This window comes from Brevibacillus brevis, assembly GCF_022026395.1.
Taxonomy (GTDB): domain Bacteria; phylum Bacillota; class Bacilli; order Brevibacillales; family Brevibacillaceae; genus Brevibacillus.
Genome location: NZ_CP041767.1, coordinates 3,605,523 through 3,619,049, shown reverse-complemented (window position 1 = coordinate 3,619,049; position 13,527 = coordinate 3,605,523). Strand labels below are relative to the sequence as shown.

Here is a 13,527-nt window from a genome sequence, read left to right as displayed (position 1 = left end):
AATGATGGAAGGGATCGGGAATTATAAAATAGAAGTAAAAATTTCAGCTGATAAATTGGAGGCCGAAATACTTCTTCGTATGGACGAACAAGATATCGATGAAATTGTCATCTTGGAAACAGATGTCTATAAAGCCTTACAAGCAAGCAATGTGAAATATGGAATTCTCGATGATGTAGTTCGGGACTTGTGCACCTTACCCGCGAAGTATGCAAACGCGAGAGTAAAGGTTGCTCAAGGGATTGCACCTGTGGCCGGAACCGATGGGACTATCGAGTACCCTTATTTGGCATCTATTAATGAAGGGGAAGGTCCAAAAGAGCTAGAGGATGGCCGAGTTGATTTTTATAATGTGACGACAATCCCTAATGTAGCAAAAGGACAACTCTTGGCACGTAAAATACCAGCAAGCCAGGGACAACCAGGCACAGCAGTTACCGGAGAGCCCATCGCTCCCAAAGCCGGCAAGGAAATAAACATAAAGCCTGGGAAAAATGTTGTGCTCAATCAAGAGCGGACGATGCTATACGCCGCTATTGACGGACAAGTATCCTTTACGGAACAGGCAAAAATGAACGTGTTTCCCGTATTTGAAGTAAACGGGGATGTTGATTTTGGTGTTGGCAATATTGATTTTGTGGGAACGGTGGTCATTCGCGGGAACGTATTGAATGGCTTTCGCGTAAAGTCATCAGGAGATATACGCGTACTTGGCAGTGTAGAAGGGGCCGAGCTGTACGCGGAAGGTTCTATTGAGATCAAAAGCGGGATTGTTGCCCAGGACAAAGGCTGCATTGTTGCGGGGAAAGATGTCCGGACATCCTTTATCCAAAACGCCAATGTAACGGCTGGCAATCAAGTGATTGTTTCACAAAGCATCATGTTCTCCACCGTACGTGCCGGAAAGCAAATCATTTGCAAAGGGTCAAAAGGATTCATTATTGGCGGCGTACTGCAGGCTGGGGAAAAGATTGTGGCACGAGTATTTGGGAACAGCAGCGCCACTCCTACGATACTCGAAGTAGGAGTAAAACCGGAATTAAGACAAGAACTTGCGAACATTCAAAAAGAACTACAAAATGTGTATGAAAATTTACGCAAAACAGATCAAGGCCTTGGCGTTATGAATCAGATCCTTCAAGTCAGCAAGGAACTTCCAGCAGACAAACGTCTCATGCAAATCAAGCTAACCAATACTCGTTTGGTTCTGGAAAAAGAAAGTAAGGAATTGGAAGCGCGCAGAAATGATATTGAACTCGAGCTAAAAGGGGAAGGCCCAGCAGCTATTGAGGCATATCATGTAATGTATCCAGGAATTAAAATGACGTTTGGAAAGCTGGTGCACTTTATCAAGCACGAGTATGCGAGAACGCGATTTATTGTGCTGGACGGTGAAATTAGCACAGCAACTCTCATCTAATCCAGGATGCTTACATACTTAGTGTGACAAAGGGAGTTGGGGCCATATGAGTTTGAAAGCGGTTGAATTGCAGGTGGCAATACCACGCACGTTAGAAGTCAGCCGAATTCAGGAGCATCAGCAACAACGAACCATGCATGAACAACAATCAATGATTGATCAACGAAGAGACCTGGATGAACATATGCGTCAGCGCCCGACCGATCTTGAGCAATCACAAAAGAACCAGATACGCGAACGGGAAAAAAAACAAGGACAGCAAGAGCATCAGGACAAAAAAGAATCCACTGGGAGCCAAATGTCCGAATCGAGCGAAGGTGTATCTACGAATGCTGATCTCATGAGAGACCCGTTGCGTGGACGTATTATAGATATTTCTTTATAAACGAAGTCAAGCCAGAAATAAAGGTGGACAACATGGACGTAGTGTATCCCATCCTGATTGGAGCAGGAATGATCAGCATGCTTCTTGCTTTTATCATTAAAAAGAAGCAGCCTGTTGACTCCTTTTCCTCATTACCGACACAACGCACGACGGACAAGGACGAGCTCGAAAAAAGCGTGCAGCGTCTTCAAAAGCAGGTAAAGCAAGAAACTAATCTTCTTGCTGCAGAATGGCAGGAAATGAGAGCGGACCTTCTCGAGGATATCGCGAGTTTGCGCAAGCGATTAGACTATATGGAAGAGCAATGGCAAACGAGTGAAAGCCACAACAAGCAAGAAGCTCCAAAGGACACTCATAGGATAGAACCAGCACCTCAAGTACAAGAGGTGGATATGCTGGCACTGCGAGAACGTTATCGCCGTGCCTTTGAGCTGAGTAAAGAAGGTTTGTCTCGGGATGAGATCGCAAAACGACTAGGTGCCGGCAGAGGGGAAATCGATTTGATCTTTTCCTTGGCTGACAGGCATGAGCGAGGTCTGGCCGATGCGTAAACAAGAGCTATTATTCGGGTTTGGAGCAGGTCTGATTGTGGCTACCTCCATTATCGGACTGTTGGCTCCTAAGCAGACTGCGCAAGCTCCGGCGATGACTGTCGATCAAATGAAAGTAGCCGCACAAGAGCTGGAAATGGTCGTACTTACAGCAGATGAATACAAACAGTGGCAAGAAGAAAAGAAAGTGAACGTCCAGCCAGCTCCTGGAGTGCCCAAGGCGCCAGTTACGCCAAAGGTAGGACAAACAGTGGCGCCTGTGACAAAGCAACCGCAGACGCCAACTGTACAGCCTACGACACCTGCAGCTTCATCGGAGCAAAAGGTGACTCCGCCAACAGATCCAGTGAATAAGGACGTCCAGCCTACTCCTACCGTACCGAATACACAGACACCAACATCACCAAATGCGGAGGCACCTTTGGCGGATAAGAAGGTTTCTTTCACTGTTCCTTACAAAGCAACCGCAGAGGATGTAGCGCAGATTTTAGTAAAGGAAGGAATTCTTCCTGCCGACAATCAATTTGTGGCCCAACTACGTGCCAGTGACAAGCTAAATCGTATTCGAGTCGGCACCTATGAAGTGTCGACTGCCGCTAAGGAAGCAGACATCGTCAAATTGATAACAACGCCGCCTAAAAAATAGGCGGTTTTTTCAATGTAACGAAATGTGTCCGTTTGTCGTCTGTCAAAAGGGTCAAAACTTTTTTACGAAATAAATGGAATTCGTTTGTTGCAATTGAAACTTCCATGTGATATATTCATTTACGGTGTTGAAATCGCACGTCCACCAATTCCGGCAACGGTGCTGCCTATGGCAGAATTGCTTGGAACATGCGGTGAGACGGAGGTAGGCATCACAAAAACCATTTTTGAAGGAGGTGTGAAATATGGCAGTAATTTCGATGAAACAATTGCTCGAGGCTGGTGTACACTTCGGTCACCAAACTCGTCGTTGGAACCCGAAAATGGCTCGCTATATCTTCACCGAACGTAACGGAATCTACATTATCGACCTACAAAAAACCGTTAAAAAAGTAGAGGAAGCGTACAACTTCGTGCGTGAACTCGCTCAAGACGGCGGAAAAATCCTCTTCGTAGGTACGAAGAAACAAGCACAAGAATCCGTTAAAGAAGAAGCAGAACGCACAGGTCACTACTTCATCAACCAACGTTGGTTGGGTGGTACTCTGACAAACTTCACAACCATCAAAAAACGTACTGCTCGCTTGGCTGAGCTGAAGCGTATGGAAAACGATGGTACTTTCGCAGTATTGCCTAAGAAAGAAGTTATCGTTCTGCGCAAAGAAATGGATCGTCTGGAAAAATTCTTGGGCGGTATCGCTCACATGGATAAACTGCCTGACGCTCTGTTTGTCATCGATCCTCGTAAAGAGCGCATCGCTGTAGCAGAAGCTCGTAAATTGGGTATCCCAATCGTAGCGATCGTAGATACTAACTGCGATCCAGATGAAATCGATTATGTGATCCCAGGTAACGATGACGCAATTCGCGCTGTGAAATTGCTCACTGCTAAAATGGCAGACGCTCTCCTGGAAGGAAACCAAGGTACAGAGCAACAAGCAACAACAACTGCGTAAGCATGTGTGTTAAAGGGTGGACTGAGGGTGTCAGAACCCCCGTCCATCCTTTTTTGCTGAATAGCGTCGCCGAGGTTAACAGGTGACTTGCTTTTCGATTATAATAGGATCGTAACTTTTCGAGGAGGTTTCACTCAATGGCAATTAGTGCACAAGCGGTTAAAGAACTGCGCGAGCGTACAGGCGCAGGTATGATGGATTGCAAACGCGCGCTGGAAGAAACAGCAGGCGACATGGAAAAAGCAATTGACTTGCTCCGTGAGCGCGGTGTAGCGAAAGCAGCGAAAAAATCCGGACGTATTGCAGCTGAAGGTTTGACTGCGACAGCGGTAGCTGGAAACGTAGCAGCAGTTGTAGAAGTAAACTGCGAAACTGACTTCGTTGGTAAAAACCCTGAGTTCCAAACACTTGTGAAAGACATCGCTGAGCACGTTGTATCCCAACGTCCTGCATCTGTTGAAGAAGCTCTGGAGCAACCTTTCAAAGGTGCTGGCGAGACTTTGGGTCATGTAATCAACGAGAAAATCGCGACTATCGGAGAAAACATCTCCTTCCGTCGTTTTGCTCTCTCCGAGAAAACAGACAACGGCGTTTTCGGTGCTTACCTGCACATGGGTGGACGTATCGGCGTTCTGGTTACTTTGGAAGGTACACAAGACGAAACACTGGCTCGCGACCTGGGCATGCACGCAGCAGCGTCCAACCCACGTTTTGCTAACCGTGAAGAAGTTTCCGCTGATGAGATCGAGCGTGAGCGTGAAGTTCTGAAAAACCAAGCACTGGCTGAAGGCAAACCTGCTAACATCGTTGAGAAAATGGTAGAAGGCCGCCTCTCCAAATTCTTCGAAGAATACGTACTGGTTGAGCAACCATTCGTAAAAGATACTGACAAGAAAGTAGCTACTCTGCTGAAAGAAGCAGGAGCTACCTTGAAAGGTTTCGCTCGCTTCCAAGTAGGCGAAGGTATCGAGAAGAAACAAGAAGACTTCGCAGCTGAAGTAATGGCTCAAGTTAATAAGCAATAATAAAGGTTATAGGGAACACCTTCGTGTTCCCTATTTTCAAAGCGAGAGTTTCACTTTGTGTGAAACTCTCTGCATGTAGATAGCAGTGTGTACCTGTTCCCAATTAGAAGGAATGAAGACTGGGCACAGAGAATGATTCATGAATGGAGGCCGTTTCACATGCCACTTCCTGCCTATAAACGGGTTGTGTTAAAGTTGAGTGGGGAAGCTTTGGCGGGGGACTTAGGGTATGGTATTGACCCAAAAGTTATTTTCTCCGTCGCTAACCAGATCAAGGAAATCGTAGAATTGGGTGTACAAGTCGCAGTAGTCGTCGGAGGAGGTAACATCTGGCGCGGACTTTCCGGCAGCTCCAAAGGAATGGATCGGGCAACAGCCGATTACATGGGTATGCTGGCCACAATTATGAACTCACTCGCCTTGCAGGATGGGTTAGAAAAAGTGAACGTCCCGACTCGTGTTCAAACCTCGATTGAGATGAGACAGGTAGCAGAACCATACATACGCCGTCGTGCCATTCGCCATTTGGAAAAAATGCGCGTGGTTATCTTCGCTGCCGGTACTGGTAACCCTTACTTTTCAACAGATACGACTGCAGCGCTGCGTGCAGCTGAGATTGAAGCTGAAGTAATCCTGATGGCGAAAAACAAGGTAGACGGTGTTTACTCTGCAGACCCAAGCCTTGACCCGAACGCTAAGAAGTACGACCAGTTGACATTCCTGGAAGTGCTGAATAAAGGTTTAGGTGTCATGGATTCAACAGCGTCCAGCTTGTGCATGGATAACAGTATTCCGTTGATCGTCTTTAACATTTCTGAAGAAGGCAATATTCGTCGGGCAGTAATGGGCGACAAAATCGGTACTCTAGTGAAAGGGGAATAATTATGCCACAAACTGTGCTAAATGACATGGAAGATCGCATGAATAAAGCGATCAATGCTTTGAAAAGAGATCTGTCCAGCCTGCGTGCAGGTCGTGCGAACCCAGCGATGCTGGATCGTGTTACAGTAGACTACTACGGCACGCCAACGCCGATTAGCCAATTGGCAAACATCAGCGTACCAGAACCACGTATGCTGACAATCCAGCCTTGGGATAAAACGGCGCTCAAAGAAATTGACCGTGCGTTGCAACAATCGGATTTGGGAATTTCTCCATCCAATGATGGCGTGATTATCCGCCTGATCATTCCTCCACTCACAGAAGAACGTCGTAAAGAGCTCGTGAAGCTGGCAGGAAAAGGTGGAGAAGAGGCAAAAGTAGCGATTCGTAACATCCGTCGTGATGCAAACGATGAAATCAAAAAGCTTGAAAAAGCTGCTACTATTTCTGAGGACGATTCTCGTCGTCATCAAGAAACCATACAAAAAACGACGGATAAATTCATCGCCGAAGTTGACAAGATCGTTAAGGACAAAGAGAAAGACATTTTGGAAGTATAGGTAATGGTAATCCCCCTCGTTTGAGGGGGATGTACGTCTATATCTCTCATTACGGGGGAACACTTTATGTTAGAACATCTGGCGCGCAAATGGGGCCGCAAAGAAAAGCAATCGGAGCCAGCCGAGTTGGATCGTTCCGGTAAGATTCCGGAACATGTGGCGATTATTATGGATGGTAACGGTCGTTGGGCCAATAAGCGCAGTTTACCCCGGGTTGCCGGGCACCGTGCAGGAATGAAAGCAGTAAAAGAAGTCGTCAAGGCTGCAGACGAGATCGGCGTGCGTTATATGACGATGTACGCATTCTCTACCGAAAACTGGAAGCGTCCACGCGATGAAGTGGATTTTCTCATGAAACTTCCGCAGGAATTTTTGTCGACAGAATTGGATGAATTAATAGAACGTGGTGTCCGCATACGCATGCTGGGCAGTAAAAACGAACTGCCTTCTCATACGCTGAAAGCATTGCTGGAAGCAGAAGAGAGAACGAAGGACAATAGCGGTCTTCAATTGAATTTTGCCCTGAATTACGGGGGGCGAGATGAACTTGCAAAAGCATTCTCAGAGATGGCAGCACAAGTAAAAGCAGGCGAGCTACAACCAGAAGAACTGACAGAGGAATTGATATCGAGCTACCTGTATACAAGCGAAATTCCCGATCCAGACCTCTTGATTCGTACAAGTGGAGAGATTCGCTTGAGTAACTTTATGCTGTGGCAATTAGCATATACAGAATTATGGTTTACGGACGTGCTATGGCCTGATTTTACCCGTGAACATTTTTATCAAGCAATCGTGGAATACCAAGGCCGAGCTCGTCGCTACGGGGCGGTATAGCCGAGAGGTGGAATCAGTTGAAGCAACGTATAATAACAGGCCTGATTGGTGGGGCTGCTTTTCTATTATTGATGTATGCTGGTGGAGTTTGGTACTCACTATTAGTGTTTTTACTGGCTGTCATTGGTTATTTTGAATTTATGAGAATGGCTGGCATTCAGTCATTTTATTTGGCAGGATTGCTCGGATATGTATTGATGTTAAGCATTTTGTGGCCGTCTCTATTATTTTCGGATTGGCTCAGTATCAGCATGCCGGATCTGATGCTGCCCGTCATCCTGCTCTTGTTGATTTACTCCGTTTTACGGAAAAATCAGTTTCACATCGAACACGTCGCCCTTACGTTGGTGGGGGCGTTATACATAGGCTACGGTTTTACTTATATGGCCGCTACCCGAAACCTACCTGAAGGATTCATGCTTACGGTGATGGTCATTATGGGAATCTGGTCGACTGATTCGGGCGCCTATTTTGTCGGAAAAGCAATAGGTAAACGTAAACTGTGGCCAGAAATTAGTCCAAACAAGACGGTGGAAGGGGCCTTAGGAGGTCTCTTCGCTTCGGTCTTGATTGTTCTTTCCATCAATGCTAGCTTTGGACATTTTGCGATTGATCAGGCATTGACCATCGCTCTTGTTGCAGGGATCGTCGGGCAATTGGGGGATTTGGTGGAGTCGGCTTTCAAGAGACATTTCCATGTAAAAGATTCAGGACAACTCATTCCGGGTCACGGGGGCGTTTTGGATCGCTTTGATAGTTTTTTGCTCGTCTTTCCGGTTCTACATCTATTAGGTATTGTCTAAAACCTTTTGCATATAGAAAGAGATATAGAGGGTGAAATCCGTGAAAAAAATAGCGCTCTTAGGTTCAACGGGGTCAGTTGGAACGAGCACGCTTGAAGTCGTAGACCAGCATCCAGAGGATTTTTCGGTGGTGGCTATGGCTGCTGGAACAAACGTCGACCTACTAACACGCCAGGTGGAAAAATTCAAGCCCGAGCTCGTATCTGTGGGAAATGAGAAGGCTGCCGTTGAACTGCGAGATAGATTGGCGGGCAAGTCTCAACCAGAAATCGTTTACGGTGCCGAAGGATTGGAACTGGTTGCCCGTCATGAAGCTGCCAATTTCGTTATGACCGCTGTTGTGGGCAGTGTAGGGGTCGCACCTACACTCGCTGCGATTGAGGCGGGAAAAACAATTGGACTGGCCAACAAAGAGACACTGGTGAGCGCTGGCCCTGTTGTCATGAAACGAGCGAAAGAAAAAGGTGTATCGATTATTCCAGTAGACAGCGAGCATTCAGCTGTCTACCAATGTCTGCAAGGAGAGCGCAAGGAGGATGTGGCGCGGGTCATTTTGACCGCTTCAGGCGGTTCGTTCCGTCATCTCTCTCGCGAGGATCTACAGCAAGTGACAGTTGAGCAGGCATTGGCTCATCCGAATTGGAGCATGGGTGCAAAGATTACCATCGATTCTGCCACCATGATGAACAAAGGTTTTGAAGTGATCGAGGCTCATTGGCTGTTCGATTTACCTTATGAGCAAATCGAATGCGTATTGCATTATGAAAGTATCATACACTCTATGGTAGAATACAAAGACAGAGCGGTCATGGCCCAACTCGGTACACCGGATATGAAGGTTCCGATTCAGTACGCCATGAGCTATCCCATCAGAAAAGAACTGCCTACAGAACCACTTGATTTGGTCAAGATCGCCACGCTTCATTTTGCTGCCATGGATTATGAGCGTTATCCACTGTTAAAATTAGCGTATGAGTGCGGCATGGCAGGAGGTACGCATACTGCAGTACTGAATGCAGCCAATGAAGTCGCAGTTGATAGGTTCTTGAAGGGAGCGATCAGTTTTTTGGACATCGAAAAGGTCGTCCGAAAAACATGCGAAGCTCACCTTGGTGTAGCGAGCCCAGAGCTTTCAGATATTTTTGCAGCTGATGAGTGGGCACGCTCTTATGCGCTCGTTTCCATCTAAGGAATATGAGTGTTAGATACTTGACAGAAAGGTGGCTGTTCACTTGCCTTTGCCCAACCTGGATTCCGTTGAATCAATTCTCGCGATTGTAGTTGTATTTGGGGTACTTGTCTTTGTGCACGAACTAGGACACTTCCTTCTGGCCAAGAAGGCAGGGATCTTATGTCGTGAATTTGCACTGGGAATGGGGCCAAAAATTTTTCGCGTGAAGCGGGGAGAAACGGAATACACCTTACGCCTGTTACCCATCGGTGGTCTCGTTCGCATGGCGGGAGAAGACCCGGAGATGGATATGTTAAAACCGCACATGGAAGTAACCGTGGAGCGGGATGCGTTAGGAAAGGTCACACATATTTTGCTCGATGGGCCAAGTTCTGGTTCTACTCGTTCGATCACCGGTACGGTGGTACAATTTGATCTGGAGCAAAATTTAAATATCGTGCTTGAACTGGACGGAGAGCAGAAGACGTTTGCTGTTCATCCACAGGCTCAGCTGGTCAAGGATGGAGAAGAAGTACAGATTGCCCCTCTGAACAGACAGTTCAAAGGCAAGACAGTTTCACAGCGTTTCTGGGCGATTTTTGCGGGACCTGCAGCCAACTTTTTGCTGGCGTTTGTTTTGTTTATCGTGATCGGCTTCTTGTACGGCGTACCGAATGGCAGTTATCTGGGGAATGTGATCCCGGGAGGACCTGCTGCTCAAGCTGGATTATTGCCAGGTGATAAGGTGGTCGCGATTCAAGGTCAGCCTGTATCCTCGTGGAAAGACGTTGTAGAAAAGATTAGTAAAGCGCCGGACCAACAGCTAACATTTGAATACGAGCGCAATGGACAGCGTATGAGTGTGCCAGTTAAAGTAGGGAAAGACGAAAACAACGTAGGCAAAATCATGGTAACCAATGCACTCACGTTTGCTCCAGGGGAAGTTCTGAAATCTGGTGCAACCAACACTTACGATTTTACGATGATGATCCTGAAAAGCTTGGGAATGCTCGTAACGGGGGAATACGGATTGAAGGACTTGAGTGGTCCCGTCGGTATTTTCAAGATGACTGGTGAGGTTGCGCAACAAGGCATGGCGATTCTGTTGAAATGGGCTGCTGTATTGAGCATTAACCTTGGGTTGTTCAATCTGTTGCCACTGCCAGCCTTGGACGGCGGACGTCTGGCATTCTTGGGAGTAGAAGCGCTGCGAGGTCGACCTGTTGATCCGCATAAAGAAGGAATGGTTCATTTCTTGGGCTTTGCCTTTTTGATGTTGCTAATTTTGGTAGTGACTTGGAATGATTTGCAACGATTGTTCTCCTAATCACGTACTAACAAGATAGAAAGAAAAACAGACATACCTAAAAGGATGGTGCAAAATGTTCAAGCGCGAGGAGACGAAACCGGTTTTTGTAGGTGGAGTGCAAATCGGGGGCCAAAAAAGCGTAGTCATCCAATCGATGACGACAGCAGACACACGTGATGTAGAAAAAACTCTGGCTGAGATTCAGAGACTGCACGATGTCGGTTGCCAAATTGTTCGCTTGGCCGTCATCAATGAAGATGCAGCACGTGCCATCAAAAAAATTAAAGAACGCTCCCCTTTGCCGCTTGTTGCCGACATTCATTTCGACCACAAGCTGGCGTTGATTGCATTGGAGAGCGGGATTGATAAAATTCGGATCAACCCGGGAAACATCGGTTCGAAAGAAAAAACGCAACGCGTAGTGGAAGCGTGCCGTGAGCGCAATGTTCCGATCCGTATCGGGGTCAACTCCGGTTCTGTCGAGAAAAGACTATTGGATAAATATGGTTACCCTTCTCCGGAAGCAATCGTAGAAAGTGCGATGGACCACGTGCAAATTCTGGAAGACTTGAACTACGACAACATTGTCATTTCCTTGAAGTCTTCCGATGTTCCAACGATGATCCAAACCTATTCATTGATGGCACAGAAACGCAACTATCCGCTGCACGTCGGTGTAACAGAAGCAGGCACACAGTTCTCCGGCAGCATCAAGTCTTCAGTTGGAATCGGAACGGTATTGTCGATGGGAATCGGTGATACCATCCGTGTATCCCTGACGGCTGATCCTGTTGAAGAAATTAAAGTAGCAAAACAAATCCTTCGCAGCTTGGATATCGTGAACAACGATCCAGTGGTGATTGCATGCCCATCTTGCGGTCGATGCGCAATTGACCTGATCGGCTTGGCAACAAAAGTCGAGGATGCCGTTTCCACGCTGAAAGTACCGTTAAAAGTAGCGGTAATGGGCTGCGCGGTAAATGGACCTGGTGAAGCTCGTGAAGCAGATGTAGGCGTTGCCGGCGGAAATGGCGAGGGCTTGATTTTCCGTAATGGTGAAATTGTTCGGAAAGTAAAAGAGACCGAGTTGTTTGAAGAGCTGATGAAAGAAATTAACGAAATAGTAAACGAGCAAAAACCTACAATTGTAGGATAATGCACGTTGATTGCTGATAAGGCATAAGGAGGACACGCACGTGTTGAAGCAAAGTCAAATGTTGATCCCTACCCTGCGGGAAGTGCCATCCGACGCGGAGATTGCCAGCCACAAGCTGCTGCTCCGCGCAGGTATGGCCCGCCAACTGGCTTCCGGTATTTATACGTACCTGCCCCTGGCGCTCCGTTCCCTGCACAAAATCCAAGCAATTGTGCGTGAAGAAATGAACAATGCTGGGGGACAAGAGCTGTTGATGCCAGCGATGCAACCAGCTGAGCTGTGGCATCAAACGGGTCGCTGGGATGTATACGGTCCCGAGCTCGTTCGCCTGCGTGATCGTCATGATCGCCCTTTTGCCTTGGGTCCAACCCACGAAGAAGTCATTACGAGTCTCGTGCGTGATGAGATTAACTCTTACAAAAAACTCCCGATCAACCTTTATCAAATTCAAACCAAGTTCCGTGATGAAGTGCGTCCACGCTTCGGTTTGATTCGTTGCCGCGAGTTTATTATGAAGGATGCTTACTCTTTTGATACGTCACAAGAAGGTCTGGATCGCAACTTCCAGGCAATGTACGATGCATACACGAACATCTTTACCCGAGTAGGCTTGAACTTCCGTGCAGTAGAAGCGGATGCAGGTGCAATCGGCGGAAAAGGGACTTACGAATTCATGGCGTTGTGCGACATTGGGGAAGACACGATTGCTTATTCTGAAGAAGGTGATTATGCGGCCAACTTGGAAAAGGCAGAAGTCGTGTACAAGCCATCTCCGAAGCCAGCAACAGAAGCGCCAGCTCGCGAAAAATTGCATACGCCTGGCACTAAAACGATCGACCAATTGGTACAAGCACTGCAAATCGAAGCAAAGCAAATCATCAAGAGCCTCATTTATCGCGTAGACGACAAGCTGGTTATGGTGCTAGTCCGCGGTGATCATGAGATCAATGAAGTGAAGCTGAAAAACTTGTATGATGCAGCGATCGTAGGATTGGCTTCTGAAGCGGATATCGTTTCGGTAACAGGAGCGCCTGCGGGATTTGTTGGCCCAGTGGGTATTGATCCTGAAAAAGTGGAAATCATCGCGGACAATTTTGTTCAAGATGTTTATGATGGTGTCGTCGGTGCCAATGAAACAGACTATCATCTGACTCACGTAGTTGCTGGCCGTGATTTCACGGTTTCCCAGTACGCTGACTTGCGCAACATTACAGAAGGCGACGAGTGCCCTCGTACAGGTGGTGTCATCAAGTTTGCACGTGGTGTAGAAGTTGGTCACGTATTCAAGCTGGGTACGAAATACTCCATAGCGATGGGTGCTACCTACCTGGATGAGAACGGTCGCAGTCAACCGATGATCATGGGCTGCTACGGAATCGGGGTATCCCGTACAATTGCGGCAGTGATCGAGCAGAACAATGATGAAAATGGTATCATTTGGCCAGTATCTGTTGCACCTTTCCATGTGCATGTGATTCCGGTCAATGTTAAAGTAGAAGAGCAACGTCAAGCTAGTGAACAAATTACAGAAGCACTGCGCAAAGCTGGCGTCGAGGTTTTGTTTGACGATCGTCCCGAGCGTGCTGGTGTGAAGTTTAAAGACGCTGATTTGATCGGATTGCCTCTGCGTATTACGGTTTCTGATAAAGCGGCACAAGAAGGAACAGTTGAAGTGCGAATCCGTAAAAACGGCGAAACACATGATGTGAAGCTGGATCAATTGGTCGATGAAGTGAAAGGTCTCCTATCTCGAATTGACCAAACCGGAGCTGCGCTGTTCGGTAACTAGTTGCATGCAGGAATAAGAAGGATTTTGTCGAATTTTTA

General features: G+C 47.1%; 14 protein-coding genes. All 14 read left to right on the top strand.

The genetic code is table 11. From position 1 onward, the window contains the following. Window position 1: 1 nt before the first annotated feature. The 14 genes from FO446_RS17160 (at window position 2) to FO446_RS17095 (ending at window position 13,489) form a co-directional block, all read left to right on the top strand. On the top strand, window positions 2–1,420 hold the full coding sequence (locus FO446_RS17160) for a flagellar assembly protein A (protein WP_173608000.1): 1,419 nt from the start codon (window positions 2–4) through the stop codon (window positions 1,418–1,420). A gap of 46 nt (window positions 1,421–1,466) precedes the next feature. Then, entirely contained in the window at window positions 1,467–1,805 is a 339-nt protein-coding gene (locus tag FO446_RS17155; protein WP_173607999.1) for a hypothetical protein, read from the top strand. Between the two features lie 23 nt (window positions 1,806–1,828). Further along, window positions 1,829–2,356, top strand: a complete 528-nt coding sequence (locus tag FO446_RS17150) for a DUF6115 domain-containing protein (protein ID WP_173607998.1) — start codon at window positions 1,829–1,831, stop codon at window positions 2,354–2,356. Next, window positions 2,331–3,002: a DNA polymerase III subunit gamma/tau gene (locus FO446_RS17145; protein ID WP_237898594.1), complete on the top strand. Its 672-nt coding sequence runs from the start codon at window positions 2,331–2,333 to the stop codon at window positions 3,000–3,002. Before FO446_RS17150 ends, FO446_RS17145 begins: the two co-directional genes overlap by 26 nt. Window positions 3,003–3,246: 244 nt before the next feature. Then, entirely contained in the window at window positions 3,247–3,957 is a 711-nt protein-coding gene (gene rpsB / locus FO446_RS17140) for a 30S ribosomal protein S2 (protein ID WP_015891726.1), read from the top strand. A 137-nt stretch (window positions 3,958–4,094) separates the two neighbouring features. Then, window positions 4,095–4,982 (top strand): translation elongation factor Ts, encoded by an 888-nt coding sequence (gene tsf / locus FO446_RS17135; protein WP_173607996.1) that lies wholly within the window; start codon window positions 4,095–4,097, stop codon window positions 4,980–4,982. 159 nt (window positions 4,983–5,141) lie between these two features. After that, window positions 5,142–5,864: a UMP kinase gene (gene pyrH / locus FO446_RS17130; RefSeq protein ID WP_007719254.1), complete on the top strand. Its 723-nt coding sequence runs from the start codon at window positions 5,142–5,144 to the stop codon at window positions 5,862–5,864. Window positions 5,865–5,866: 2 nt separating this feature from the next. Continuing rightward, the gene (gene frr, locus FO446_RS17125) at window positions 5,867–6,424 is read left to right on the top strand and encodes a ribosome recycling factor (protein ID WP_015891724.1); all 558 of its coding nucleotides are present in this window, start codon (window positions 5,867–5,869) and stop codon (window positions 6,422–6,424) included. A gap of 66 nt (window positions 6,425–6,490) precedes the next feature. Next, window positions 6,491–7,261: an undecaprenyl pyrophosphate synthase gene (locus FO446_RS17120; protein ID WP_173607995.1), complete on the top strand. Its 771-nt coding sequence runs from the start codon at window positions 6,491–6,493 to the stop codon at window positions 7,259–7,261. Between the two features lie 17 nt (window positions 7,262–7,278). Further along, window positions 7,279–8,064 carry a phosphatidate cytidylyltransferase gene (locus FO446_RS17115; RefSeq protein WP_173607994.1) on the top strand — a complete coding sequence of 262 codons (786 nt, stop codon included), beginning with the start codon at window positions 7,279–7,281 and terminating at the stop codon, window positions 8,062–8,064. A gap of 40 nt (window positions 8,065–8,104) precedes the next feature. Then, a complete protein-coding gene (locus FO446_RS17110) occupies window positions 8,105–9,253 on the top strand; it encodes a 1-deoxy-D-xylulose-5-phosphate reductoisomerase (RefSeq protein ID WP_173607993.1) in 1,149 nt (382 codons plus the stop codon). A gap of 43 nt (window positions 9,254–9,296) precedes the next feature. Continuing rightward, window positions 9,297–10,562, top strand: a complete 1,266-nt coding sequence (rseP, locus tag FO446_RS17105) for an RIP metalloprotease RseP (protein WP_173607992.1) — start codon at window positions 9,297–9,299, stop codon at window positions 10,560–10,562. A 55-nt stretch (window positions 10,563–10,617) separates the two neighbouring features. Beyond that, window positions 10,618–11,700: a flavodoxin-dependent (E)-4-hydroxy-3-methylbut-2-enyl-diphosphate synthase gene (gene ispG, locus FO446_RS17100; protein ID WP_016743346.1), complete on the top strand. Its 1,083-nt coding sequence runs from the start codon at window positions 10,618–10,620 to the stop codon at window positions 11,698–11,700. A gap of 43 nt (window positions 11,701–11,743) precedes the next feature. After that, window positions 11,744–13,489 carry a proline--tRNA ligase gene (locus tag FO446_RS17095; protein ID WP_232773082.1) on the top strand — a complete coding sequence of 582 codons (1,746 nt, stop codon included), beginning with the start codon at window positions 11,744–11,746 and terminating at the stop codon, window positions 13,487–13,489. The last annotated feature ends 38 nt before the right edge of the window (window positions 13,490–13,527 follow it).

Coding starts and splice junctions, on each gene's coding strand:
- FO446_RS17160 (WP_173608000.1), top strand. CDS start 2: ATGATGGAAGGGATCGGGAATTATAAAATAGAAGTAAAAATTTCAGCT.
- FO446_RS17155 (WP_173607999.1), top strand. CDS start 1,467: ATGAGTTTGAAAGCGGTTGAATTGCAGGTGGCAATACCACGCACGTTA.
- FO446_RS17145 (WP_237898594.1), top strand. CDS start 2,331: ATGAGCGAGGTCTGGCCGATGCGTAAACAAGAGCTATTATTCGGGTTT.
- rpsB (WP_015891726.1), top strand. CDS start 3,247: ATGGCAGTAATTTCGATGAAACAATTGCTCGAGGCTGGTGTACACTTC.
- tsf (WP_173607996.1), top strand. CDS start 4,095: ATGGCAATTAGTGCACAAGCGGTTAAAGAACTGCGCGAGCGTACAGGC.
- pyrH (WP_007719254.1), top strand. CDS start 5,142: ATGCCACTTCCTGCCTATAAACGGGTTGTGTTAAAGTTGAGTGGGGAA.
- frr (WP_015891724.1), top strand. CDS start 5,867: ATGCCACAAACTGTGCTAAATGACATGGAAGATCGCATGAATAAAGCG.
- FO446_RS17120 (WP_173607995.1), top strand. CDS start 6,491: ATGTTAGAACATCTGGCGCGCAAATGGGGCCGCAAAGAAAAGCAATCG.
- ispG (WP_016743346.1), top strand. CDS start 10,618: ATGTTCAAGCGCGAGGAGACGAAACCGGTTTTTGTAGGTGGAGTGCAA.